The organism is Sorangium sp. So ce375 (assembly GCF_051473855.1).
In the GTDB taxonomy this organism is placed as follows: Bacteria; Myxococcota_A; Polyangia; order Polyangiales; family Polyangiaceae; genus Sorangium.
Map to the genome: position 1 here is coordinate 9,884,862 of NZ_CP150335.1, position 25,961 is coordinate 9,910,822.

17 protein-coding genes are annotated in these 25,961 nt (G+C 73.3%); 8 read left to right on the top strand and 9 right to left on the bottom strand.

Translation table 11 applies throughout. From position 1 onward, the window contains the following. Nucleotides 1-56: 56 nt before the first annotated feature. Nucleotides 57-791 (bottom strand): class I SAM-dependent methyltransferase, encoded by a 735-nt coding sequence (locus WME90_RS36900; protein WP_437276760.1) that lies wholly within the window; start codon nucleotides 789-791, stop codon nucleotides 57-59. Nucleotides 792-1,211: 420 nt separating this feature from the next. Between WME90_RS36900 and WME90_RS36905 the strand changes: the two genes are divergently transcribed. Continuing rightward, nucleotides 1,212-8,558 (top strand): SDR family NAD(P)-dependent oxidoreductase, encoded by a 7,347-nt coding sequence (locus tag WME90_RS36905; protein WP_437276761.1) that lies wholly within the window; start codon nucleotides 1,212-1,214, stop codon nucleotides 8,556-8,558. Nucleotides 8,559-8,702: 144 nt separating this feature from the next. Here the strand turns inward: WME90_RS36905 and WME90_RS36910 are convergent, their stop codons facing one another. The 3 genes from WME90_RS36910 to WME90_RS36920 all read right to left on the bottom strand — a co-directional run bounded on the left by WME90_RS36910 (nucleotide 8,703) and on the right by WME90_RS36920 (nucleotide 13,381). After that, complete coding sequence (locus tag WME90_RS36910; protein WP_437276762.1) at nucleotides 8,703-9,992, bottom strand: glycosyltransferase; 1,290 nt, start codon at nucleotides 9,990-9,992, stop codon at nucleotides 8,703-8,705. A 132-nt stretch (nucleotides 9,993-10,124) separates the two neighbouring features. Beyond that, entirely contained in the window at nucleotides 10,125-10,415 is a 291-nt protein-coding gene (locus tag WME90_RS36915; RefSeq protein ID WP_272104098.1) for an acyl carrier protein, read from the bottom strand. Then, complete coding sequence (locus tag WME90_RS36920) at nucleotides 10,412-13,381, bottom strand: acyltransferase domain-containing protein (protein WP_437276763.1); 2,970 nt, start codon at nucleotides 13,379-13,381, stop codon at nucleotides 10,412-10,414. Before WME90_RS36920 ends, WME90_RS36915 begins: the two co-directional genes overlap by 4 nt. A gap of 494 nt (nucleotides 13,382-13,875) precedes the next feature. Here WME90_RS36920 and rfbB point away from each other — a divergent pair, with 494 nt between their 5' ends. The 4 genes from rfbB (at nucleotide 13,876) to WME90_RS36940 (ending at nucleotide 17,317) form a co-directional block, all read left to right on the top strand. Next, nucleotides 13,876-14,952: a dTDP-glucose 4,6-dehydratase gene (gene rfbB / locus WME90_RS36925; protein WP_437276764.1), complete on the top strand. Its 1,077-nt coding sequence runs from the start codon at nucleotides 13,876-13,878 to the stop codon at nucleotides 14,950-14,952. Next, the gene (gene rfbA / locus WME90_RS36930) at nucleotides 14,949-15,854 is read left to right on the top strand and encodes a glucose-1-phosphate thymidylyltransferase RfbA (protein ID WP_437276765.1); all 906 of its coding nucleotides are present in this window, start codon (nucleotides 14,949-14,951) and stop codon (nucleotides 15,852-15,854) included. Before rfbB ends, rfbA begins: the two co-directional genes overlap by 4 nt. A 19-nt stretch (nucleotides 15,855-15,873) precedes the next feature. Beyond that, complete coding sequence (locus tag WME90_RS36935) at nucleotides 15,874-16,281, top strand: sugar 3,4-ketoisomerase (protein ID WP_437276766.1); 408 nt, start codon at nucleotides 15,874-15,876, stop codon at nucleotides 16,279-16,281. An 88-nt stretch (nucleotides 16,282-16,369) separates the two neighbouring features. After that, nucleotides 16,370-17,317 carry a Gfo/Idh/MocA family protein gene (locus tag WME90_RS36940; RefSeq protein WP_437276767.1) on the top strand — a complete coding sequence of 316 codons (948 nt, stop codon included), beginning with the start codon at nucleotides 16,370-16,372 and terminating at the stop codon, nucleotides 17,315-17,317. 49 nt (nucleotides 17,318-17,366) lie between these two features. Here WME90_RS36940 and WME90_RS36945 read toward each other — a convergent pair whose 3' ends face one another. From WME90_RS36945 to WME90_RS36965, 5 genes are all read right to left on the bottom strand, one after another. After that, nucleotides 17,367-18,674 (bottom strand): hypothetical protein, encoded by a 1,308-nt coding sequence (locus tag WME90_RS36945; protein ID WP_437276768.1) that lies wholly within the window; start codon nucleotides 18,672-18,674, stop codon nucleotides 17,367-17,369. Further along, on the bottom strand, nucleotides 18,671-19,588 hold the full coding sequence (locus WME90_RS36950) for a hypothetical protein (protein WP_437276769.1): 918 nt from the start codon (nucleotides 19,586-19,588) through the stop codon (nucleotides 18,671-18,673). The genes WME90_RS36945 and WME90_RS36950 overlap by 4 nt, the downstream gene beginning before the upstream one ends. Beyond that, a complete protein-coding gene (locus tag WME90_RS36955; protein ID WP_437276770.1) occupies nucleotides 19,585-20,430 on the bottom strand; it encodes a hypothetical protein in 846 nt (281 codons plus the stop codon). The genes WME90_RS36950 and WME90_RS36955 overlap by 4 nt, the downstream gene beginning before the upstream one ends. After that, on the bottom strand, nucleotides 20,405-21,214 hold the full coding sequence (locus WME90_RS36960; protein WP_437276771.1) for a ParA family protein: 810 nt from the start codon (nucleotides 21,212-21,214) through the stop codon (nucleotides 20,405-20,407). Before WME90_RS36960 ends, WME90_RS36955 begins: the two co-directional genes overlap by 26 nt. Nucleotides 21,215-21,306: 92 nt before the next feature. Further along, complete coding sequence (locus WME90_RS36965; protein WP_437276772.1) at nucleotides 21,307-21,723, bottom strand: hypothetical protein; 417 nt, start codon at nucleotides 21,721-21,723, stop codon at nucleotides 21,307-21,309. A gap of 271 nt (nucleotides 21,724-21,994) precedes the next feature. Between WME90_RS36965 and WME90_RS36970 the strand changes: the two genes are divergently transcribed. The 3 genes from WME90_RS36970 to WME90_RS36980 are packed head-to-tail and all read left to right on the top strand — an operon-like array spanning nucleotide 21,995 to nucleotide 25,891. After that, entirely contained in the window at nucleotides 21,995-24,664 is a 2,670-nt protein-coding gene (locus WME90_RS36970; protein WP_437276773.1) for a TonB family protein, read from the top strand. After that, nucleotides 24,661-25,404, top strand: a complete 744-nt coding sequence (locus WME90_RS36975) for a hypothetical protein (RefSeq protein WP_437276774.1) — start codon at nucleotides 24,661-24,663, stop codon at nucleotides 25,402-25,404. Before WME90_RS36970 ends, WME90_RS36975 begins: the two co-directional genes overlap by 4 nt. 10 nt (nucleotides 25,405-25,414) lie before the next feature. Beyond that, nucleotides 25,415-25,891, top strand: coding sequence for a hypothetical protein (locus WME90_RS36980; protein WP_437276775.1), 477 nt, complete (start codon nucleotides 25,415-25,417; stop codon nucleotides 25,889-25,891). Nucleotides 25,892-25,961 lie beyond the last annotated feature (70 nt).

The window sequence follows — 25,961 nt, forward strand, 5'->3', positions numbered from 1 at the left end:
GGGGGCCTGACCGGCGGCGCGCGCGGCGCACGCCCGGGGAGAGGCGCCGCGCTCGGTCAGGTCCGGATCGCCTCCACGTACAGCGTCTCGTCTCGGTGCATGACGAGATCGATCTCGGCCACCTTCGGGGCCCTCCCGCGCCGGAAGGAGGACCGCTCGATCGACTTCTCGTCGAACCCTGCCTCGCGGAGCACGTACACCATCTCCTCGAAGTCGTAGATCCACTGGTGACCCCAGTATTTGAAGATCTGGTTCACCATCCACGCCGGCCGGCGCTGCACCTCGGGGAAAGCATCGCTGCCCGCCTCGGGGTACATCCTGCCGAGCTGCTCGATGATCCGCGCGTGTTTGTTGAAGAACGTCCGCGCCGGGTCCCGGTAGCCCTCGACGTAGATCGCGAGGTCGGGCGTGGAGATGCGGAGCACCCCGCCGGGCTTCAGCAGGCGGTGCGCCTCCTTCAAGAACCGGATCGCGCCTTCCTGCGAGATGTGCTCGATGAGGTGCTCCGAGTGGAGCCACTCGAAGGACGCGTCGGGCAGGGGGATGGGCGTCGTGACGTCGTACTCGAGGTAGTGGGCACGGTTATCGAGGATCGCGATGCGGCCATACTCGGTCGCCTGGCCGCCGAGCGTCTCCACCTTCAGGAGATCGATGTTCACGCAGGCAGGCCTGAGGTTCCAGAAGGCGCACCCGACGTTGAGGCCCACGAGCCCCCGCGCCGCAAGGAAGGCCTCCGAGTACGGAGGCGCATGATCCAACAACTCGACCGTTTGGATCTGATCAGTGATCATGAATGTCGACCTCGTGAAACCTTCCGGAGCTTCCGCGCTCGACCGGGGACGTCGCGCACTCATGTGCCCGGGCACCCCAAGGCGACGATTTGCTCTATTTGGCTGGCGCGAACCGGCCTGTCAAGCGCGCTACCGGGGCGGCGCGGTCAATCGTCCACCGGCGCGCACCCGCATACTGCAACGTTTCCCATTTGTGAAGGGAGCGCGTCGCCTTCTTCATGTTTCTTAATACAGCTGCAGCGCCAGCGACCCGCGCGGCACGGCATGGACTTGGAGTGGCCCGGTACGCCAGGTCCGCTAGAGTTGCGGCGCCGCGGGTCGCTGTGTCCCGAGGAGGCAGGCTGACGACCCGCCAGGCAGCGGAGCTGCCTCATTCGTTACCGTTCCTCGGCAGACGTTGGTGGACGTTGCATGACTTCCATGAGTGATTTTTATTGCGTATCGCTGTCACCAGTCCATTGGCCCCATCCCGGCGTCGCGGTCGCCACGGCGCGCGCCGGCGGCATTGCGGTGCTGGATCGCGAGCTGTGCGGCGAGCCGGATCTCCCGCTGGCGCGCGAGAACCTCCGCCTCCTCGTCGACAACGCGCCCCCGGGCTGCCCCGTCGGGCTCCGCCTTCGCGCGGACCAGATCGCCGCGAGCGCGGAGCTCCTTTCACCGCTGGAGCCGCGCCCGCACTGGCTCGTGATCTGCGACTGGCAGGACGCCTCGGCGCGCGCGGCGCTCGCCGCCCTGCCGCCGTGCGACGGACGCACGCTGTGGCTCGAGCTACGGGACGGCGAGGGGCTCGATGCCGCAGGCGCGCTCTCGTTCGACGGCTGGCTCGCGAAGGGGCGCGAGAGCGGCGGCTTCATCGGCAAGGAATCGGCGTTCCTGCTCGCGCAGCGGCTGGCCCGGCAGCCGCGCCCGTTCCTGGTCCAGGGCGGGATCGGCCTGCACAGCGCCGCCGCCTGCCGCGCCGCCGGCGCGGCGGGTGTCGTCGTCGACGACCAGCTCCTCCTGCTGCGTGAATCGCCGCTGCCGGAGCGCGCCCGCGCGAGCCTGTCCGGCCTGGGCAGCACCGATACCGTGATCGTGGGCGAGCGCCTGGGCGCGCCGCTCCGCATCGCAGCGCGCCCCGATCTGCCGGGCAGCCAGGAGGTCGTGCGGCTCGCGGAGGAGCTCGAGCGGAAGGAGCTCGACCCCGAGGCGCGACGCCGCGCCTGGGTCGCCGGGGCGCGCGCGCTCCTCGGGTGGGATCGGCCTGACCGCTGCGCCTTGCCGCTCGGCCATGCCGCCGGCAGGGGGGCCGAGTACGCCCGCAAGTACGCGACGACAGGGCGCTTTTTCCGCGCGCTGCGAGGCGCCGCGTCCGGGCACCTCGAGCTCGCGCGAAAGCACGACGTGCTCGCGCAGGACGGCCCGCTCGCCCGCTCGCACGGCACCCGTTATCCCATCGTGCAAGGCCCCATGACGCGGGTCAGCGATCGGGCCGAGTTCGCGGCGGCGGTGGCCGACGGCGGCGCGCTCCCGCTCCTCGCGCTGGCGCTGTTGCGCCGCCCCCAGGTGGACGAGCTGCTCCGGGCGACCCGGGAGCGGCTCGGCGACCGCCCGTGGGGCGTCGGGATCCTCGGCTTCGTTCCGCCGGAGATCCGACAAGAGCAGCTCGCCGCCGTCGCGGAGGTCCGGCCCCGCCATGCGCTCATCGCGGGGGGCAGGCCGGACCAGGCCGCCGAGCTCGAGGCGCAGGGGATCCCCACCTACCTCCACGCGCCGACGCCCGCGCTCCTGCGCACCTTCCTCGAGCGCGGCGCGCGGCGGTTCGTGTTCGAGGGCGCGGAGTGCGGCGGTCACGTCGGCCCGCTGACCAGCTTCGCCCTGTGGGATGCGATGATCGACGCGCTGCTCGACGAGAAGACGCCCGACGCGGAGGCCGTCCACGTGCTGTTCGCGGGCGGCATCCACGACGCGCGCTCGGCCGCGATGGTGTCGGCGATGGCCGCTCCCCTCGCGGCCGCCGGGCTCCGCGTGGGCGTGCTGATGGGGACCGCGTACCTCTTCACCGCGCAGGCGGTCGCGAGCGGCGCGATCGCGCCGAGGTTCCAGCGAGAGGCGCTCGCCTGCGACGGCACCGTCACGATCGAGACGGGGCCGGGGCACGTCATCCGCTGCGCGCCCACGCCCTTCGTGGGCGAGTTCCAGGCCGCCCACGACCGGATGCGGCGGGAGGGGCAGGCCGCGGCCGCGATCAGCGCGGCGCTCGAGCAGCTGACGCTGGGCCGCCTGCGGATCGCGTCCAAGGGGGTCGAGCGCGGCGAGGGCGGCCAGCTCGACGCGGCCGACGACGAGCGGCAGACGGCCCGCGGCCTCTACATGATGGGCGACGTCGCGTCGCTGCGCTCGGACATCGTCGAGATCTCGTCGCTGCACGAGGAGGTGTCCTCGGGCAGCCGGAGGGCGCTCGGCGGCCTCGTCCAGGCCTCGGTGGAGCACGTGCCGCGCCGCGCGGCGGAGCCCGCGCGCATCGCCGTGATCGGCGCGGCGTGCCTGCTGCCGAAGGCGCAGCGGCCGGAGGAGCTCTGGCGGAACGTCCTCGGCAAGGTCGACGCCATCCGCGAGATCCCACCGCAACGCTGGGACTATCGCCTCTACTACGACCCCGACCCGCGGGCGGAGGACAAGATCTACTCGAAGTGGGGCGGCTTCATCGACGAGCTCCCCTTCGACCCGCTGCGCTACGGGATCCCGCCCGTCTCGTTGGGGTCGATCAGCGTGGCCCAGCTCCTCGCCCTGGAGGTGACCCGACGCGCGCTCGCGGACGCGGGGTACACCTCGGGGGGCTTCGATCGCGAGAACACCGCCGTGATCTTCGCGGCCAACGGCACGGCCGATCTCGAGCAGGCGTACGTGGCGCGCGGCCTCCTCCCGCTGAGCGTGGGCCGCCCAGCGCAGGCGACCCTCGCGCGACTCCCCACGTGGTCGGAGGAGAGCTACGCCGGCATCCTCGCGAACGTCATCGCCGGGCGGGTCGCCAACTCGTTCGATCTGCGCGGGCCCAACATGACCGTCGACGCGGCCTGCGGCTCGTCCCTCGCGGCGCTCGATCTCGCGGTCACGGAGCTCGTCTCCGGCCGGTCCAACGTCGCCGTCGTCGGCGCCGTCGAGGTCGAGCAGACCCCGCACGGGTACCTGGCCTTCAGCAAGACGAGGGCCTTCTCCCCGCGAGGCCGCGCGAGCGTGTTCGACGCCAAGGCCGACGGCATCGTGATCAGCGAGGGCATCGGCGTCCTGATCCTGAAGCGGCTCGCGGACGCGGAGCGCGACGGAGACCGCATCGACGCCGTGATCCAGGCCGTCGCCGGCTCGAGCGACGGCAAGGGGATGGGGCTCACCGCGCCCAAGCCCGCCGGCCAGCGCATCGCGCTCGAGAGGGCCTACGGGCGGGCGGGCATCGATCCGGCCACGATCGGGATGTACGAGGCGCACGGCACCGGCACGGCCGTCGGCGATCGCGCCGAGATCGAGACGATCGCGGGCGTCCTCCGCAACGCTGGAGCGCCGCCCCAGCGTTGCGCCATCGGGTCCGTGAAGTCTCTCCTCGGCCACACAAGGAACGCCGCGGGCCTGGTCGGCGTGCTCAAGGGGCTCCTCGCGCTCCGGCACCGCGTCCTGCCGCCCCACGCCGGCGTGGACACCCCGATGGATCCGCTCACGTCCGAGGACTGCCCCATGGTCCTGCTGGACGAGCCGCAGCCCTGGCTCGCGGGGCCGGCGCCTCGACGCGTCGGCGTGAGCGCGTTCGGCTTCGGAGGGACGAACTTCCACGCAGTCCTGGAGGAGTACCAGGGCGACTTCGCGGCGCCCGCCCTCGGGGCCGCCGATTGGCCTCACGAGCTGGTCGCCGTCGAGGCCCCCGACGCGCCGTCGCTCGTCGCCGAGCTGGAGCAGCTGCAGCGCGCGCTCCGGCCGGGGCGCGACGCCGTGAGCCTCCGCGACGTCGCCTTCACCTGCGCGCTCGCGGCGCTCGATGGACGCGCGCGGCGCGCTGCTGGCGTCGCGCGCGCGGCCGTCTACATCGTCGCGGACGACCGCGAGCACCTCCTCGGCGCGGTCGAGCAGGTGCTCTCGCGCCTCCGTCTCCACCTCGAGTCCGCGCGCGAGCCGGAAGGCTCGTTGCCGGCCCACATCCACCTCCGGATCGCGCCCTGCCCGGAGGCTGGCAAGACCGCGTTCCTCTTCCCCGGGCAGGGCTCGCAGTACCCCTCGATGGGCCGCGAGGTCGCCCTGTACTTCTCCGAGATGCGGAGCGCCCTCGAGCTCGCCGACCTTCGCCTCGAGGGCCTCCTGCCCGCTCGCCTGAGCCGCTTCATCCTGCCGCCGGCCGCGTTCTCCGAGGAAGCAAAGGAGCGGCAGCGCCGCGAGCTCACGGCCACGCGGATCGCGCAGCCAGCCATCGGGGTGATCAGCGACGGGATGCTGCACATCGCGCTTCGCCTCGGGCTTCGCCCCGACGTGCTCGCCGGCCACAGCTATGGCGAGCTGACCGCGCTGCGCGCGGCGGGCGCCCTGTCGCGCGAGGACTGGCTCGCGCTCTCCGAGACCCGCGGGCGGCTCATGGAAGAGGTGCCCTCGGAGCCGGGCACGATGGCGGCTGTGATGCTCTCCCGGGCCGAGCTCGAGCCCCTCCTCGAGGCGTTCCCGGCGGTCTGCATCGCCAACCACAACGCGCCGGAGCAGTGCGTCGTCTCGGGCGAGCTGGGCGCGGTGCGCGCCGCCGTCGACGCGCTGACCGCGAAGGGCATCCGCGCGCAGTGGCTCCCGGTGTCGAGCGCGTTCCACTCGCCCCTCATGCGCGCCGTCCGGGCCCCCTTCACCGCCGCCCTCGAGCGCACGGCGATCGCGCCGCCGCAGATCGAGGTCCACGCCAACGCGAGCGGCCGCCCGTATCCGCGCGATCCCTCGGGCGTCCGCGAGCTCCTCGCGGCGCAGCTCGAGGCCCCCGTCGACTTCGTCGCGCACGTCCGGCGGATGTACGAGGACGGCGCGCGGACCTTCGTCGAGCTCGGGCCGAAGGCCACGCTGACCGGCCTCGTCCGGCGGATCCTCGACGGGCAGCCGCACCTGGCCGTCGGCTTCGACGGCGCCGGGGGCGGCCTGAAGGGTCTCTTGCAGGCGATCGCCTCGCTCGGCGTCGCTGGCGTCAGGCTCGACCTGCCGGCGCTGTTCGCCGGGCGGCCCTGCGGTCGGCTCGACCTCCGCGCGCTCGCGGCCGACCGTCCCGAGGCTCCGCTCCCCGCGTGGCGCATCGACGGCGGGCGCCTCCGCCGCGCCGACGAGCCCGCGGGCCTCCTCGGTGAGCGCCCGTTCCTCGATCACGACACCGCCCCCACGGTCGAGGTCGACGACCTGCTTCCGGAGGCCGGCCCCGGCGCCGGGGACATCCCGCTCCTCGCCTACCGCGAGCACCAGGAGACGATGCGCCGGTTCCTGACGATGCAGGAGCGGATCACCACGGAGTTCCTCCTCCGGCTCGGCGGCGACGGGGACGGGGCTGCGCTCGCTCCGCCTCCGGCCCCGCGGCTGAACGGCCAGGCCGCCCCGCTCGCGGCGCCAAGCGCGTCGCCGCCTCCGCCGCCGTCCGCGGCGCTCGGCGCGCCCACGCCGTCGCGCGCGGCGCTCGCGGCGGCGGGCGCGGAGGAGCGGGGCCAGGCGCCCGCGATGCTCAAGCCGGCGGCGCTGCGAAAGACGCTCACCACCCTGGTCAGCCGCCGGACGGGTTACCCGGAGGACATGCTCGGCCTCGACCAGGACATGGAGGGGGAGCTCGGGATCGACTCCATCAAGCGGATCGAGATCCTGGAGACGCTGCTGCGCGAGCTCCCGCAGCCGGTGGCCGCGCGGCTCCGGTCGTCGATGGACCGGCTCTCCCGGATCCGGTCGATGAACGGCCTCGTCGACGTCGTGTCGAGCGAAGCTGCGGCGCTGCCCGCCGGCGAGACGGGCGAGGGCGCACCGGCGCGGCCGCGCAACGGCGCTGGCGCTGCCGGCGCGGACCTCGGTGCGGCGGCGCAGGCCGTCGGCCCTGGCCAGGCCGCTGAGGGCGCCGACGGCGGTGTGCCCCTCCCGGGCTCCGCCTCCCCCGGCGGCGCGCGGGCGGGGGCGTGCCCTCGCTTTGTCATGCGCGCCGAGCGCAAGGCGCTGCCCGACGATCCGCCGGCGCGGCTCGAGGGGCTCTTCCTGGTGACCGAGGACGGCCTGGGCGTCGGCGCGCGCCTGTGCGCCCTGCTCGCGCAGCGCGGGGCCAGACCGGTCGTGATCCCGCGCGATGCGCTCGAGGAGCCCGAGCGCATCGCGCGCCATGTCGCCGCCGCGCGCCACGAGCACGGCGCCGTGCGCGGGATCGTGCACGTCGCGTCCCTCCACCGCGGCGCCGTCGACGGGCTCGCCGCGTTCCGGCGCGGCAACCGGGTACAGGTGAAGAGCCTGTTCTACACCGCGCAAGCCTGCGCCGGCGAGCTGGCCGAGGCGCGGGGCGAGCCCCTGCGGATCGTGGCCGCCACGCTGATCGGGGGTAGCCTCGAGCAGGGCAGCCTCGACGGATCTGCGTCCAGCGCCGGTTGCCACGGCGTCCTGCGGTGCGTGGCGCAGGAGCACCCCCGCACCGTCGCCAAGGTGGTCGGGCTCGACGACGCGCTGCCGCGCGACGCCATGGCGAGCCACATCCTCGACGAGCTGTCGCGCGCGCCGGACGATCTCGAGGTGAGCTATCTGAACGGCCAGCGGACGGTCGTGTCCACCGCGCCCGCGCCGCTCGAGCTCGCCGGGGAGCGCCGCGACTGGGAGCCGGGCCCCGGCTGGGTCGTCCTGGTGACCGGCGGTGCGCGCGGCATCACCGCGGCGATCGCGGCCCGGCTTGCCCGTCCGGGCGTCCGGCTGATCCTTGTCGGGCGGTCCGAGATCCCCGAGGGGGATCTCCAGGACGAGGGCAGCGATGATGTCGAGGCGCTGCGCCGGCGCGCCATCCTCGACATGCGGAGCGCGGGGCGCGACCTGCTGCCCGCCGCGATCGAGGCCGAGATCAGGAGCAAGCGGCAGGCGAGGGAGCGCCGCGCCACGCTCGATTCCCTGCGCCGGCGCGGCGCCGCCGTGGAGTACCACGCGATCGACGTGCGCGACGAGGATCGCTTCCAGGACCTGCTCACCGGCGTGTACCGTCGTTTCGACCGGATCGATGCGGTGGTCCACGGCGCCGGCGTCATCGAGGACCAGCTCCTCGCCGACAAGCGCCCCGACTCGTTCGACCGGGTCTTCGACACAAAGGCCGACAGCACCTTCCTCCTCGGGCAGGCGCTGCGCCCGGACGAGCTGAAATGGTGCGTCCTGTTCAGCTCGATCTCCGGGCGGTTCGGGAACCGCGGTCAATCCGATTACGCGGCCGCCAACGAGGTCATGAGCCGCCTCGCGGCTCAGCTCGACGCGCGCTGGCCCGCGACGCGGGTGGTCTCGATCGGATGGGGGCCTTGGAGCGAGGTCGGGATGGCCGGCGAGGGCGTCCTCCGGCGGCTTTCGGCGCAGGGGATCGTGCCCGTCGACGTGGAGTCCGGGTGCGGCTTCTTCTCCGAGGAGCTCTCGTATGGTCCCAAGGGCGACGTCGTTGTCGTCGCCGGCGAGGGGCCGTGGCGTCACGGCGGCGACGCGGCCGGCACCTCGCCCTCGGGCCAGGACGCCGCGCTGCCGGCCGAGCCGCGGGCAGGTCACGCGACGAGCAGCGCCTCCGACGCCGGGTAGCCGCCGGCTCGACGCTCGTGGCGGCGCCGCCGCGCGCCTCGAGCGTCTGGGTCCGCCCGCCCGAAGTCCGGCCAGGGGATGGCCGGACTTCGGCGCCGCTTGGCGGCGGCTTCGCGCGGGCGCCCCCTGCCCGCGCGCCCCGCCCTACCGACGCGGGCCCGGCGCGCGCTTGCGAGCCTCGGCGACCGTCTTCTCCAGGGCCGCCACGGCGCGCCCGACGCCGTCCTCGGCGCGGAGCTTCTCCCCGAGCCGCTGCGCCCGCTCGCGCATCGCGCCGTCGCGCGCCAGGCGTGAGATGGCCTTGGCGAGCTTGTCGGTGGTGAGCTTCTTGATCGGCAGCGGCGCGACGCCCACGCCGAGGTCGGCGATCCGCTGCCCCCAGAGCGGCTGATCGTAGCCGAACGGCACGGCCATCGATGGGATCCCCGCGCGCATCGCGGCCGCCGACGAGCCGGAGCCGCCGTGGTGCACCATCGCCGCCACCCGCGGGAGCAGCCAGTCGTAGGGCACCGTCTTCACCTTCAGGACGGTCTTCGGGAGCTTGATGTCCTTGAGCCCTCCCCACCCGGCGATCAGGATGCCGCGCTGCCCGGCGCGCTCCAGCGCGGCGACGACCTCCTGCGTCAGCTGCTTCGGATTGCGCCCGACGATGCTGCCGAAGCCGATGGCCACCGGCGGGTCCCCGGCCGCGAGGAACTCCTTCAGCTCCTCGGGAGGCTGGTAGTCGCGGCCTTCATCGTAGATCCAGTAGCCCGTGACGTGCATCCAGTCCGCCCAGTCCCGCGGCTTGGGGAGGACCTCGGGGCTGTACCCGAACAGGTGGCTCGTGTTCCGGATCGTCCGCAGCTCGTCCCGCCAGTGCCTCGGGGGCAGGCCGAGCTCCTCCTTTCGCCACCGGTTGATCTGGTCCGAGCCCGTGCGTGAGACGGACTCGGCGAGGAGCCAGGTCAGGCGGTTGTAGAGCGGCCCCAGCTTCCACACCGGCGCGTGGAACGGGTTCGGAAATCCCCACGTCGGGATGTGCGGGACCGGATTGGGGCTGACGACGACGTAAGGGATGCCCATCTTCTCGGCGATCGACGGGCCGACCTGCAGCCAGGGCCAGCACAGGAACACGTCGGTGCCCCGGACGGCGTTCCAGCACTCGCGCAGGTGGTTGACGACGTACGTTTGCAGATTTTCACTGAGAAACTTGCTGAACTCGCCCGCGTGACCGGACTGCTCGCGCAGGGCGACGGCGAGGCGGCTGGAGTAGAACTCCTCCGCGCTGCCGCCGAGCTGTACATACTCCAGCCCGCACTTGCGGACGAACGGCTCGAAATCCACCTGTGTGGCGAACCGCACCTCGTGCCCGGCAGCCTTGATGCCGGCCGCGAGCGCGACGAGCGGCTGGACGTCTCCTCGTGAACCGCTCGCGACTACCGTGTAATGCATCGTAATTCTCCTGGCCGTCTCCTTCGAGCGGCCCCTCTCCCGACGTGGCCCGGCGGCGCGTGACGGCTCCGCCCTCCGCTCCCCTCCGGGAGAGCGGCGAGTCGAGAGGGCGCGCCGGGCCGATCCAGCAGGCTACGCCGTGATTCGAAGTCCCCTGCACACGAGATCGGAGAGCTGCGCGAGGGACAGATCGCTCGGGGGTTGCTGGTCCTCTCCGAAGACGTCCTTGTAGGTGAGCGACCGGCCGATGCGGTCCTTGAGCAAGAGCACGAGGTGGATCACGTCCATCGACTTGATCCCCAGGTCGCCCATCAACGTGACGTCAGGCGTGAGCTCGCCGGGCTCCTGGTCGAGATCCGCCATCAGCTCCTCGACGGTCTCGATAACGCAACGCCACACGTCCGCCTTCGTACGCACCTTCATTCTCGCTCCTTTGCTTCCAACCCGTGCTCGGGATGTTCATGGATCGGACGCCCACCGGAGAGCCGCGGCCGCGGCGCGCGGGCGTCCTTCGCTGCCACGCGGGACAGCAGGCTGGCGACGCGGCGCTCGCCGTCGTCGCCGAGACGATACCAGGCGTCGAGCTCACGCTCGTCGAGCATCACGTGCGCGAGCGCCCGCGCCCAGATACCCCAGCTCGCGCTCAGGAAGGAGCGATCGAGCGCGTCGACGGCGCCGGCCGTCGCCCCCGCCTCCTCCAGCGCCCCCCGCGGTGCGCCGCTCTCCGGCGGCCCGCCGCCGAACAGCAGGCGATGGATCGCCCCGGGGAAGCGCACGAACCGCTGCTGGAAGCCCTCGACGCGGGCCACCTGCGCCCCGCTGCCGTCGACCATCTCGAACGTCGCCTCCGTGGTGCCCGAGGGATCGAGGCGGACGTGCCCGCGGCAGCGCACGCGCCCGCCCCGCGGCAGCGACCGGCGATACCAGACGACGCGCCGGGCCTCGAACGGAAACACCCCGAACTGGCGCTCCCCCCGCTCGAGGAGCCAGAACGCGACGAGCTGACCCGTGCAGTCGAGGAGCGCCGGGTCGAGCCGGAGCTCCAGGGCGTCGAGCCCGGGCAGCGCGGTGATCGCCAGCTCGGCCTCGATGCTGCGCTCTCCGACCGCGAGGACGCGCTCGATCCCGCGGTAGGAGCGCCCGTGAAAGGCGAAGCCCGAATAGAAGCGCTCCGCCGACCACACGCGGGGCGGCAGCGCGCCTGGCTCGGGCGGGAGCGGAGGCGGCGGGGCGGGCAGAGGAGCGGCGGAGACGTGCACCGTGCCCTCGAACGCCAGGTGCCGCCGCGGGCCGCCGACCTCGAACAGCCTCACCCGCACCCGGGCATCACCCCCGTCCTCGGGCATGCGCTCGGCGTGGACCGCCACCGTGAGCCTCCCTCGGTCGAGCGCAAGCCATCGCCCCGCGCGGATGTCCGAGAAGGACGCGGGCGGCACGCCGGTGAGCCGCCAGGCTGCCTCTGCGAGGATCTCCAGGCTGAGCGTGAACGGGAGCACGGGCAAGTGAGCCCCGCCCGCCCGGCGCTGCGGTGAAGGCGGCCCGAGGCTGTGATCGAGCACGAACGGGTCGCGCCGCCAGTCGAAGCGCCGCTCGGCGTGCAGCTCGCGGCTGTCGAGCCGCAAGACATCGCCGAGCAGGGGGCAGTCCGCCCGCGCCGCCGCCGCGGCCTGCGCCGCCGCCGGTCCACCCGGCCGCGCGGCCGGCAGCGGCGCCGGGGCGGCGCCCGCGAACCGCGTCGCACGCCGGGCCGCCGTGAGGACGCGCGCCTCGCGCTCCCCGGCCTCGGCCATGAGCGCAGCATGGAGCGCGCGGATCGCCTGCGCGCGGCGCGCAGGATCCGCGGCCTGCGCGGCGCGCGCTGGCGATCCGCGCGGCTCCAGGGCGGGGGCTCGCCCGCGGCTCGCCTCGCGGCCGCCGGGCTCGACCGGCGCGGGGGTGCCCCGCAGCACCGCATCACACAGCAGATCGAGCGGCTCGACCCGGATGGCGAGGCCATGGGCGTACAGCTCGCCAACGAGGTGCTTCAGCTGCAGGGTATCGCCCCGGTGCTGGGAGGAGGCGGGGACGGCCAGGTGCGGCTTCCCGCGCAGGGTGTCCTCCACGAACGCGGTGAGCCGGTTGTTCGGGCCGGCCTCGATGAACGTCCGCGTCCCGCCGTCGTACAGGTCCTCGATCATCTGCCGAAAACGCACGGGGGAGGACCATTGCGCGGCCAGGAGATCGAGGGCCGCAGACGGCTCGTCCGGCACCGGGCTGCAGGTGGCGCAGCACCGCACCGGCGTATGGGGCACGCCCGTCTTGAAGCGATCGTAATGGACGCGCAGCGCGCGCTGCCACTCGCCGAACAGCGGTGTGTGATAGGCGCGCTCGAAGGGCATCCGTATGCAGACGGCGCCGGCGCCGCCCAGCGCGTCCACCGCCGCGTCCACCGCCGGCAGGGTCCCGGCGATCACGACCTGGCTCGGGCAGTTGTCCATCGCGATGAACAGCTGGCCCTCGTGGCGCGCGAGCAGCGCGTCGAGGAGGCCCCGTTCGAAGGCGTTGACCGCGACCATGCGCTCGGGGAGCGGCGGCGCGGGCACGGCCCGGCCGCTGAGGCCGATGTGAGCGATGACGTCGCAGAGCCCGCGCCGGGTCGACACCTGGATCGCGCCCGCCGCGATGAGCGCGGCGTGCTCGCCGTTGCTGTTGCCCACCATGACGTCGGCGCGCACGCCGAGCGAGAGGAGCATCTCGTGGGAGGCCAGGCTGGCGATCAAACCCACCTGCGCCCCGCGCTCCATATCGACGAGCCGGCGCTCCCGGGCGAGCCGCTCGCCCTCGCTCGCCGCGGGCTCGCGCGGAAACACGATCTCGCTCGGCGGCGCCTCCCGCGCGCTCGCGTACGCCGCATCGAGGGCGTCGAACCACGCGCGGGAGGCCGGCCAGTGGTGGTAGAGCTGCTCCAGCATCCCCTCGTACTGGGAGCCTTGCCCCGGGAAGAGGAGCGCTACCTGGCCTGCCGGAGCGCCGCTCCCACAATAAATGCCGCTCCGCACGCGAAGGCGCCCCTCCCCCGAGCGCGCGAGCGCGGCCTTGCCGCGCCGGAGCTTGTTCGCGAGATCGCGGCGATCGAGCGCGATGACCGCGAGGCGGCGCTCGTCGACCGGCTGGCGCGCATTGTCGCGCGCCAGCCGGCGCAGGGAGACCGAGGGCTCCGCCTCCGCGCGGGAGATGAGCGCGTCGATCGCGCGCGTCAAGCCCGCGCCGTCAGAGGAGGACAGGAGGAACAGCTCCGCCGTGTCCCGAGCAGGCGCGACAGGGGCCGAATGCGCCCCACGGGCCTCCGCGCCGCGCGCCTCCGGCGTGTCGCCGGCCTGGATCGGCGGCTCCTCTGCGATGGATGCCACTCGTGTCAACTGGCTCCCTTGCCTCGATGCGCCCGGGCCACGGAATGACCGCCCAAGCCCAGCGCGCGCGGAGTCTCCCCGAAAACGATCTCCATCGCAAGACGAGAAGTGATCTGGAAGCAGGGATTCGCCGCGGGGCCCCTCGCGCAATTTTTGCTACGTGTTCACGTAAGTATGCGAGATGCCTTCCGTTTCATGGCCAATGGCGCGACGAAACCTCCCGGAATCTTTACAATACTTCACAATGAATAAGCCAAAGCTTCATGCACGCGCACGAGAGTGTTTCGCCGTCCGATTGCGGGATTCGGGACACGGCGGGATCGCCGCGACCGTGAAACGCCCGATCGAGGCGATCGAGGGTTGACAGACTCTGGGTCCGAACCAGAATCCGTACGCCGGATCGCAGCCCCGAATCGGCTGGTCTGCGGCCGGGTGATGCGGGCCCTCGCTGGCTTTCAGGTGTCGTGGAAGGCGCTCGCGCGCCAGGTGCAGACATGAAGAACATCCTTGTCACGGGGGGCGCGGGCTTCATCGGCTCGAACTTCATCCGGTATGTGCTGGCGGAGAGGCCCGGGGTGCAGGTGGTCACCCTCGACGCCTTGACCTACGCGGGGCGCCGCGAGAGCCTGACCGGGCTGCCGGAGCAGCGGCACGCCTTCGTACACGGCGATATACGCGACAGGGAGCTCGTCGAGCGCCTCCTGTCCGAGCGGCGGATCGACACCATCGTTCATTTTGCTGCCGAGTCCCACGTGGACCGCTCGATCGCCGGCCCGGAGGCGTTCATCGAGACGAACGTCGTCGGCACGTTGCGCCTCCTGGAGGCCGCGCGCGCCGCGTGGCTCGGCCGCGGCGCCGCGGAAGGCAAGCGCTTTCACCACATCTCCACCGACGAGGTGTTCGGCTCCCTCGGGCCGACCGACGCCGCGTTCCACGAGGGTACACCCTACTCGCCGAACTCGCCCTACGCCGCGTCGAAGGCCGCCAGCGATCACCTGGTCAACGCCTACGTCCACACGTACGGCCTGCCGGCGACCATCACGAACTGCTCCAACAACTACGGCCCGAGGCAGTTCCCCGAGAAGCTCATCCCGCTGATGATCCTGAACGCGCTGACGGGCAAGCCGCTGCCCGTCTACGGCGACGGCGCCCAGGTGCGCGACTGGCTCTACGTCATCGACGGCTGCGAGGCCACCCTTCGCGTCCTCGAGCGCGGCCGCGCCGGAGAGAGCTACAACATCGGCGGCGGCAATCAGCCGACCAACCTCGAGATCGTCCATCAGATCTGCGCGTACCTCGACACCCGCTTCCCCGAATCGCCTTATCGGCCGTACAGCAGGCTCCTCCGGTTCGTACCGGATCGGCCCGGGCACGATCGGCGGTACGCGGTCGATTTCCGGAAGATCGAGCGCGAGCTCGGCTGGCAACCGCGCTTCTCCCTGGAAGAGGGGCTGCGCGAGACCATCGAGTGGTACCTCGCCAACCCGGAGTGGCTGTCCGCGATCGGGCGGCGCGACGATTACCACGGCTGGATCGAGCGGAACTACACGAAGCGAGGAGCGGACCAGTGAAGGGAATCATTCTCGCCGGGGGCCGCGGCACGCGCCTCCACCCAGTGACCCGGGGCGTGAGCAAGCAGCTCCTGCCGGTCTACAACAAGCCGATGGTCTATTATCCCCTCTCGATACTGATGCTCGCGGGCATCCGGGAGATCCTCGTGATCAGCACGCCGGAGGACCTGCCGCTCTACCAGCGGCTCCTCGGCGACGGCCGGCAGTGGGGCCTCACGCTCGCCTATGCCGAGCAGGACCAGCCGCGCGGGCTCGCCGACGCGTTCCGCATCGGCCGCGACTTCGTGGCCGGCGAGCCCGTCGCGCTCGTGCTCGGGGACAACATCTTCTATGGCACCGGGTTCCCGGAGACGCTCCGCCGCGCGGCGCGGCTCGACGTGGGCGCGGTCGCCTTCGCGTACCCCGTGAGCGATCCGCACCGGCACGGGATCGTCGAGTTCGACGCGTCAGGGCGCGTGATCAGCCTGGAGGAGAAGCCGCGCGAGCCGCGCAGCCACTTCGCCGTGCCGGGGATGTACTTTTACGACAGCAAGGTGTGCGACATCGCGGCGTCGCTCAAGCCTTCGGCCCGCGGCGAGTACGAGATCACCGATCTCAACTGCGTGTACCTCGCGCGGCGGGAGCTCAGGGTCGAGATGCTCGGGCGGGGCACCGCCTGGCTCGACGCGGGGACGCACGAGTCGCTGCTCCAGGCGTCCAATTTCGTGCAGACGGTCGAGCTGCGCCAGGGGCTGATGATCGCCTGCCCCGAGGAGGTCGCCTACCGCATGGGCTTCATCGGCAGGGACGCGCTGGCCGCGCTCGCGGACGAGCTGCCGGGCGAGTATTCGGATTACCTGCGCAATCTCTTGAGAGACCCCCCCGTGCGCCGCCAGGGCACAGGAGCGGTTGAGCCTGCGTGAAACAGCGGGAAGGGTGGAGATGAGTCGGCTCGATATCGTACGCTGGATCGATTTTCGCTCCGTGGTGGATGAGCGCGGGGCGCTGACGTTCATCGAAGGGATGAAGGACATCCCGTTCGAGATCAAGCGGGCCTATTACCTGTACGACGTCCGCCAGGACCGGGGAGGGCACGCCCACCGCGACACGCAGCAGGTCATCGTCCCGCTCGCGGGGCGCTTCGTCCTCGAGCTCTCGGACGGGGTAGAGAGCCGGCGGTTCGCGCTCGACTCCCCCACGCGAGGGGTCCACATCGTGCCCATGCTCTTCATCCGGTTGCTCGACTTCGCGCCCGGCACCGTCGTCCTCGTCCTGGCGAGCACCCTTTACGACAAGTCCCGCTCGATCCGGTCCTGGGAGGAGTACGCGCAGGAGGTGAAGGGGGCGTGACGGTGCGCGCGACGAGGCCGCGGGGCGGCGCTCGCGGCGCCCTGCGCCGCGGCCGGCTCGGGCGGCGCACCGGCGAGGAGAGCGTCGAATGAAGGTCCTGCTCCTCGGCAACTCCAGCCTTGCGCGGAGGCGCGTGCTGCCGGCTCTCGCGCGCCTCGGCGTGCGCGACATCGATGTCGCGTCGGTCTCCCGGAGCGCCGACGTCGCCTTGCCGCCCGGCGCGGCGGGCCGCTGCTACGACGACTACAGCGCGGCGCTCGCGCGCAGCGACGCCGCCCTCGTGTACGTGTCGACGATCAACTCCACCCACGAGGAGCTCGCCGAGCGCGCCCTCGAGAGGGGCTTTCACGTCGTCGTCGACAAGCCGGCTTGCCTGTCGGCCGAGGCCTCTCGCCGCCTCGTGCGGCTCGCCCGCGAGAAGGGGCGGTGCCTCGCGGAGGCCACGGTCTACGGGTATCACCCGCTCTACCGCGAGGTCCGCCGGATCTTCGGCGACGCCGGCCGCTCGCCCACGCGGCTCACGGCGACGTTCAGCTTTCCTCCTCTGCCGGCGGACAACTACCGTTACCGCGCCGCGCTCGGCGGCGGATCGCTGCTCGATCTCGGGCCGTACGCGGTCACCCTCGGGCGGCTCTTCTTCGCCTCCGCGGCGCCGGAGTCGATCGCTTGCCGCGTCGTCGAGCGCGCCGGCGAGGTCGAGTCGTCTTTCAGCGTGCTCATGACCTTTCCGGGCGGCCGCTCCATGGTCGGCCATTACGGGATGACGACCGGATACCAGAACCGCCTGGAGGTCCTCGGCCCGGACGTGGTCGTGACCATCGACCGTGCGTTCTCGCCCCCCGCCGATCAGCCCATCCAGCTCGGCGTGAGCGAGCGCAACCATCGGAGGACGGTCGACGTCTCCCCGGCGGACAGCTTCGCGGAGTTCTTCCGCGGCGTCTTCGAGGCCATCGCGCGCGGCGAGCACGACGAGCTCGCCAGGGATCTGCTGGCCGACGCGATCCTCTTCGAGGAGCTGCGCCGCGCGGCGCTCTGAGCGCGCGGCCTCGCCGACCGCGCCCCCAGGCGCTCGGCGGACGTGAACGTCACCACCTGTCCTCGACCGCCTCCACCCGCACCTCACACGCGTCATCGCCCCTCAGCGGCGACTTCGTCTCTTGCGCGCGGAACCGCGTCCCCATCTTGAACAGCCCACCATACGTCTCCGCGTCGATCGGCCGCTCCGTCCCGAAATCCACCCGGTGCAGGAGCTGCATGATCGCGAGCGCCGTCCCCTGCTGAAACAGGAGCCGCCCCCGCGCCGTGGACCCGTGCTTCATCGCGTAATACGCGCTCTCGTGCGTGATCGGCGCCCGCAGCACCAGCACCCGGCCCGGCTGGAACTCCGGCGCGGAGAACGCCCCCCAGCCGAGCGTGCGGGCGAGCCCGAGCAGCTGCTCCAGGCGCTCGTGCTGGTCCCTGCCCACCGGACCACACGCCGCCTCGAACGACGCGGACGAGAGCATCCCCCCGAGCAGGTGGAACGCGCCCGTCTGCGCCGCCTCGCGCACGAGCGCCTCGAACACCGGGACGAGCTCCGGGGACCGCCGCTCGATGAGGTGCACCGTGTCGAACGTCTTCTGGTCGAGGTACCCCGCGGGCAAGAGCGCCAGGTTCACCCCGTACGCCGAGATGAGCCCGCGCTCGTCGGACCGCAGCGCCCCGAGCTCCTCGAGCATCGCGCCCTCCACGCGCTGCGCCCGGGAGAGAGGCCCGCCGTCGGGCTCCCAGCGCACCCGCGCCGACTCGACCTGCTTGCGCGTCAGCGCCTCGCCGAAGCGCGGCCGCTCCGATCGCCGCGTCAGCAGGAACGTGCAGGCCGCGTCGCCCCGCGCGACGCACGTCACCTCGTCGGCGTCGAGCCGCCCCCAGTCCGAAGGGAACGCGAGGCTCGCCGCGGCCGCGCAGTAGCCCGAGGCGAACGCGTCCATCACCAGCCGGTTCTGGATCCGACCGCCGTACTTCGCGAGGAAGCTCGTCCCATGGAAGAGCGACTGCGCCTGCACCGAGCCGCCCTCCGCGCTCACCTCGAACCGCAGCCGGCCCTGCCCCATCGCGGCGAACAGCTCGCCCGCGAGCGAAAGCTTCTCCCGCGGCGACGCCCCGTGGCGGTCCTCGTACAGCGGGCCGAGCAGCGCGTGCGCCGCCTCGAACGCGGCCTGCCGGCGCACGCCGCGGCTCTCCCCGCCGAGCGCGTCGAAGATCGTCTGCTCCAGGAAGAGCGCGAAGTGGTGCGAGTGCGCGATCACCAGCTGATCCGCCACGTGGAGCAGGCCGTACGGGACGATCGGGCCGACCAGATCGCCGAGCGGGCCCTCGATGCGGCCCCGCAGGCCGTGCCGGAGCGCCGTCACAGGAGCCTCCGCAGCGCGGCGCGGTCCAGGCCGAGGATGTCCGCGACCGCCGTCTCGACGAGCACCATCGCCTCCGCGCCGAGCCCGTCGGGGTGCTCGAGCGCGAGCGGCGTCAGCCCGGCGCGCAAGGCGAGCCGGAGCCGCGCCACGTGCGGCTCCGGCGCGCGCGCCTCGAGCAGCGCGAGCAGCCGCTCGATCCGCGCGGCCTCGGCCGACGGCGCGTCGGCGGGCGGCGGCGTCCCGCCGGTCCGGCGCGCCGGGATGCTGGACGAGCCCCTCGGCGGCGCCGAGCGCGCGACGCCCCGCACGAGATCGTCCACCGTGTCCGCGCTGAGCGGCTCCTCGAAGAGCCCCGACGGGTCGCTCAGCATCTCCTCGGACGGCTCCTCGAGCGGCAGCTCCGGCGCGAGCGTCGCGGCGATCCGCTGCGCCACGAGCCGCGCCATGCCGAGCGGCATCGTGCCGTCGAACAGGCTCGCGACGACGCACGCGCGGACGCGGCGCAGGAGCACGGTCCGGCCGCTCAGCTCCAGCGTGACCACCGGGTCCGGGAGCTCCTCCGCGCGGCCCTGCGAGCGCGGCGGCTTGCTCGACGATCGCGCGCCGCGGCCCCGGGCGGGCCGGATCGAGCCCTCGCGCTCCGGGACGAGCCGCTGCGCGGCGAGCTGGCTCCCGAGGTACGCGTCGCGCAGCCCCGCGGCCACGTCGCCGGGCGAGAGGGCCGCGCCCTCGCGGACGAACACGGCGTGGACGCGCGCGTCGCCGAGGTGGAACACGACGATGGCGTCGAGGCCGCCGACGCCGTAGCCGATGCCGTCGAGCGCGATCGGCGCGAGCGGATCGTCGTCGTCCAGCGCGCCCGCGCCCGCCGTGATGCCGCGACCGAACGAGGGCTCGCCGTGCTCCGCGCTCAACCGACGACCCCGACCGCGGCGTCGAGCGCGTGCCGGCACGCGATCCGGACGGCGTGCGCCTCGCGCGGCGTGAGCGGGCCGGGGCGCATCATGCCGACGATGTACGCGGCGGAGCGCACCTGGAACCCGATGAGCTGGAAGAACGGCCCGTCGCCCACGCAGAGATCGAAGCGCTGCGACGGGGCGCCGGGCAGCGCCGCGACGAGCGAGCCGATCGCCGACGCGATGAGGCCCGAGGCGGCGAGCCTCGCCTCCGTGTCGCGGATCGCGCCGGCGAACGGGAGCCCGGCCGCGTCCGCGAGGAACACGTCCGTGGCGCCCGTCGCCTCGGCGATCCACTCGAGCACCCGCTCGCAGCGCGCGACCGGCCCGCCCGCCGCCGCGAGGTCCGGGAAGCGCGGCGCGCGGCCCGTCGAGAGCGCCTCGACGGCGACGTCGAGCCCCTCCTCGAACGGCTCGCGCGACGCCGCGAACGACGGCGGGGAGGCCAGAGGCCGCAGATCGAGCGACGCGCCGCGCCGCGAGTCGACGTCGTCGGCCGACGAGGGCAGCGCGCCCCGGAGCCCGAGCTCGCCGCCCACGCCCGCGCTCGACAGGGGGCTCGACAGGGGCAGGAGATCGCTCGACGGCGCGAGCTCCTCGAACGACGGAGAGAGCGGCGACGAGGACATCGGCTCCGGCTCCGCCCGCGAGGAAGGCGGCCGCGACTCGAACGACACGAGCGGCGCGGCCGCGGGCGCGACCGACGCCGCCCGCGGCCTCCGCGACTTCGACCGCTTGACCAGCGCCGCCGCGGTGACGACGGCGCCGTCGACATCAAAGGAGGAGCGAGATCGGGCCATCGTCGTCGTCCGGCGAGGTGGGGTCCAGGCGAACCAGCACGTCGTTCGCGAGCTGATCGAAGACGCGCGCGAGCGGCGGAGGGCGCTTCTGCATGAGCAGGAGCGGCGCCCCGCGGAGAGACGCATCGAGGAACGCCTCGTCGCGCGGGATGACGGTATCGAGGATGATCCCGTCGGGGAACTTCGTCCAGAGCGTCTCGGCGACGTCGAGCGACGCGGACGCCTGCCGGTCGAACATCGACAGCACCATGCCGATCATCGACAGGTGCGGGTTCTTCTCGGCGCGGACGCGATCGATCACCGCGAGCAGCTGGCCGACCGAGCGGAGCGCGAGCGGCTCGGCCTGGAGCGGCAATAGCGCGTGCGTCGCCACCTCCAGCGCCCGCGTGGTGACCTTGCCGAGCCCCGCGGGGCAATCGACGACCACGATGTCGAAGTCCGGCGAGAGCCGCGCGAGCACGCTCGGGAGCACGGGCCCGCGGGCGAGCGCGTCCTCGAAGCCCGCGACGGTCGTGGGATCGACCCGGCCGACCGTGAGCACCTGGAGCTGCGGCTCGCGCGTCCGGAGCAGCACCGACTCGAGGCGCTCGGCGCCCGTGAGCAGCTCCGCGACGCCCGGCCGCGCGCGATCGGCGAGGCCCAGCGACAGCCCGAGGCTCCCCTGCGCGTCGAGCTCCAGGATCAACGCGCGGTTGCCCGCGCGCGCAAGGGCGAGCCCGAGGTTGAGGGAAATCGTGGTTTTTCCCACGCCGCCCTTCTGGCTCGCGACCGCGATGACGTACATGGACTCCCTGACGGCGCGCAGCCATTGCGCCCAGGGCCATCCTACCAGGACGGGAGCTGCTGGAAACTAGTCCCGTCCCTGACGAGCGCGCGCTAGAGGAGCGAGATCCGCTTCATCAGCGTGCCGCACAGATCGCTCTGGGGGTTGCGCTCGCGCTCGATGGTGAGGCCAGCGCGGAAGATCTTGTCGGCGCTCTCGAGGTTGCCGAGCACGACGTGGCAGAGCCCGAGGAGCTCGTGGTCCCCGGGATCGCCGTGGATCGACACGAGCTCGGTCAGCGCGGGGACCGCGGCGCGGTGGGCCTCGATCATCGCGTCGGTCGGCGTGGACGGCACGCCCTTGGCGAGGATCATGAGCCGCAGCACCTGCCGCTGATCCTCGGGACGGTGCTTGAGAAACTCCGGCTTCTGGAAGAGTTCACGGTATCCCCGGTAGGCCGCCTCGAGATCGCCCCCGCGCGCGAGGGCGACGATGGTCTTGACCGCCTGGACGAGCGTCTCATTCGGCATGACGTGACGATACACGGCCCCGCGCCCCGCGGCGAGACCGCCGCTGGACCGGCGCAATGGGTCGCCGAGAAGTCGCGCGCGCGTGGGACGTCTCGCGCTTCCGTCGCCGTCGTTTGCGCCGTTTGCGCGGCCGCGGCGCTCGCGGTGCGGCGCTTGCGGCACCGCTGTGCGGCGTGGTAGTCGCCCTGAGCTCGGTCGCTCCTGCGCGCGTCTGGACGAGAGACAGGCGCCTCGCGCAGGCGCACCGCGCACGTGCACCGCCGCGAGCGCCATGGAGAACGCCGTCAACATCCGGAGAGCCCTCGCGTCGAGGGGACGCTGGCTCTCCTTCTGCTGCCTCTCCGCCATCGCGCTCGCCGCGCCGGCGGCGCTCGGGCAGCCTGAGCCGCACCCGGAAGCGCCCGTGGCGCCGCAGATCCTCGAGCACGTGGATCCGGAGTACCCGCCCGATCGGCTCGCGGAGGGCGTCGACACCACGGTCACGCTGTTCGTGACGGTCGAGAAGGACGGCACGGTCAGCGACGCGGTCGTGGCCGAGTCCGGCGGCGCGGCGTTCGATGACGCGGCCATGAAGGCCGTGCGGCGGTGGCGTTTCTCGCCGGCCATGCGCGGCGGCGCGCCGGTGCGGGCGCGGATCCGGGTGCCGTTCCACTTCGCGCCGGGCCCCCACGAGGAACAGCCGGCGCCGGCGCCGGCGGAGGCGCCGGAGCCGGCGGATCAGCGGGCGGCGCCCCCGCCGCCCCCGCCGGCGGCGCCGAAGCCGGTGGAGTTCGCCGGGGGCGTCGCGGGCCCGCACGCGGTGGCCGAGCCCGGCAAGCCGATCGAGATCCACGTGCAGGGCCGCCCGAACCCGCCGCGCCGCGCCGCGAGCGACTTCCGGATCGGCCGCGCCGCGCTCTCCGCCGCGCCGCACGCGACCGCCGCGGATCTGCTCCGCACGGCGCCCGGCGTCCACGTCGCGCACCCCGAGGGCGAGGCGGTCGCGCAGCGCATCTTCCTCCGCGGCTTCGACGCCGAGCACGGCCAGGACGTCGAGCTCCGGGTCGGGCCGATCCCGCTGAACCAGCGCTCGCACGTCCACGGCCAGGGCTACGCGGATCTCAGCGTGATCATCCCGGAGGTGGTGCGGTCGCTCCGCGTCGTCGAGGGCGTGTACGACCCGCAGCAGGGCGACTTCGCGGTCGCGGGGAGCGCGTACTTCGACCTCGGCGTCGAGGAGCGCGGGCTACAGCTCAAGGGCACGCTCGGCTCGTTCGGCACGCGGCGGCTGCTCGCGATCTGGGCGCCGGAGGCGGAGTCGGAGGACACGTTCGGGGCCGCGGTGGTGCGCGCGACCGACGGCTTCGGCGACGGCACGCGCGGGGCGATCTCCGGGGGCGCCGTCGGCCAGTACCGCGTGCCGCTGCCGGACGAGTACTCGGCCCTGCTGCACGTGGCGGCCCACGGCAGCCGCGCGAACCTCGCCGGCGTGCTCCGGCGCGACGACATCGAGGCGGGGCGCGTCGACTTCCACGACGCCTACCCGGATCTCGCGGCGCGCGCGCAGTCGGCCGCGTCGACGCGGCTGGAGGTCGCGCTGAGCGTCGAGCGGCCTTCCGACGACGGCTCTCAGAAGAGCGCCTGGCTCTGGGCCGCGACGTCCGGGTACCGGAGCCGGATGAACTTCACCGGCTACACGCTGCGCTCGCGCCGGCGGCCCGACTGGGTCGGCAGGGGCGACCTCATCGAGCAGGCGAACCAGGACGCCGCGCTCGGCGGCGGCCTCACCTACCGCACGCCGCGGATCCCGCTCGCGCCCTGGCTCACCGGCCAGATCGCCGTCGGCGCCGAGGTGCAGACCGACGGCATCGAGCAAGCGCAGAACCTCCTCCAGCCGCCCCAGAACGAGACCTGGGATCAGCGCATCGACGCGTCGATCCGGCTGATCGGGATCGGCGCCCACGCCGACGCGCTGCTCGAGCTGTCGCGCTACGCGCGCCTCCGCGGCGGCCTGCGCGCCGACCTGCTGGTCTTCGACGTGGACGACCGCATCGGCAACTTCATCCCGGCGGCGCAGAAGGAGACGCACATCGAGGGGTTCCGGCGCACCGCGGCGGGCCTGGCCGCCGGCCCGCGGGCCACGCTGGAGATCGACCCGCTGCCCGAGCTGCGCGTGTCCGCCTCGTACGGGCACGGCTACCGCTCGCCGCAGGCGCGGCTGCTCGAGGACGGGGACAACGCGCCGTTCGCGACCGTGAGGAGCTACGAGGCCGGCGCCACGCTGCGCCCCGGCGGCGGCCTCAGCGTGACCGCGGCCGCCTACGAGACGCGCCTCTCCTACGATCTCGCGTTCGACGCGGCCGAGGGCGCGCTCGTGCGCATCGGCCGGACGACCCGCCGCGGGCTCGTCGCCTACCTGCAGGCGGCGCCGAGCCCCACGCTCACGGCGGGCGTGAGCGCGACGTTCGTCCACGCCACGCTGGACGAGCCGCCCCCGCCGACGCCCGCGAACCCGTCGCCGCCGTACGTGAAGGGACAGCAGCTCCCGTTCGTGCCGCCCGTCGTGGTCCGCGCCGACCTCGCGCTGAAGCGGCCGCTCTTCACCCTCGCCGGCGCGCCCGTCGAGGGGCGGCTCGGCTATGGCGCGACGTTCCTCTCGCCGCGCCCGCTGCCGTACGCGCAGGTCGCGGCGCCGGTCTTCGTGGCGGACGCGTCCCTCTCCTTGCGTCGGAGCCTGCGTGTCGGCCGCGGCGCCGCGCAGGGCGGCCCCTGGATCGAGGTCGGGGTCGAGGCGCAGAACCTGCTCGACGCCGACTACGCCGACACCGAGTACTCGTTCAAGTCGTACTGGCCGCGCGCCGCGGGCGCGTCGCAGCCGTCGATCCCCTCCGAGCTTCCGGCCCGGCACATCAGCGCCGGACCGCCGCGCTCGATCCTCGCGAACGTGACGCTCTCGCTATGAACGACCCGAGCCTCCCGCTGGCCGCGCGCCCCCTCCTCGCCGCCTTCCTCCTCGGGTCGTCCGCGTCCGCCTGCGCCGGCACCGGCCAGCCCGAGGTCACGTACGCCGCGCACGCCGAGGCCGCTGTCCCCGGGGAGATCGCCGCGGGCGCGTGGACGATCGCGCTCGACGAGGCGACGGTCGCCTTCGGCCCGGCCTACTTCTGCGCCGCGGAGTCCGGCGCGTCGACGCTCTGCGAGACCGCGATCGCCGAGCTGACCACGATCACGCGCGTCGACCTGCTCGACCCCGCTCCGCAGCCGCTCGGCCTGGTCCACGGCTTCGAGGGCGAGATCCGGAGCGTGTCGTTCAACTACGGCATCCACTGGTTCTCGACCGAGTCGTCGCCCACGCCGGCGCCCGAAGATCCCGGCGTCAGCTCCGTCCACCTGCGCGGGCGCGCGACGCGGGGCGCGGAGGCGCTCGACTTCGAGGCGGACGTCGACGCCGTGCCGCAGCGCCAGGGGCTGCTCGCCGTCCCGAGCCTCGCGGTCGCCGCGAGCGTCGGCGCGGAGCCGGTCCGCCTCGCGGTCCGCTTCGACGTCGTGGACGAGTGGCTCGCGAGCGTCGATTTCGACGCCCTGGCCGAGGGAGGAGCGACCCAGGTCTCCATCGCGCCGGGGTCGCCCGCGCACCAGCGGCTGCGCTACGACATGATCTCGGTACACCGGCCGCAGTTCGTCTGGTCGACGTCGCCATGAGGCGATCTCCGTGAGCCGCCGTCCGGCCCGCGTGACGGCCGCAGCGCAGCGGCGGCCTGGCCGGAGCCGCCTCTGCCGGTGGCGAGCGCGATGGCTCGTGGCGCTCGCGCTCGCGGCCCAGCTGTGCAGCCTGGCGCACGCGTTGCTCGTCCGGCACGCCCGCTGCGAGCACGGTGAGCTCGTCCACGCGGCAACCGTCGCCGTCGCTGCGTCGACGCGCCGGGCGCATCGCCGTCCTCCCGGCGACCGGCTCGGCGCGCGGCCCGGCGGGGGCGACGACCAGTGCGACGCGCTCGCGCCTCGCCACGAGGGCGACGAGCACTGCGACGCGTTCGCGCTGCGCGGCCAGCTCGGCGCGCCCGTGCACCGCGTGGCGGAGGCCACGCTGATCGAGGTGGTCCGCCTCGCCTCGATCCGGCCCTCGCCCGAGGTCCGGCCCATCCCCTTGCTCATCCTGGCGCCGAAGAGCTCCCCGCCGGCGGCCTGAGCATCTCACGAGGCCAGAGGGGGATGCGGGCGCTGGGCGCGCGAGCGGCGCGGGCCTGCGCTCGCCGGGC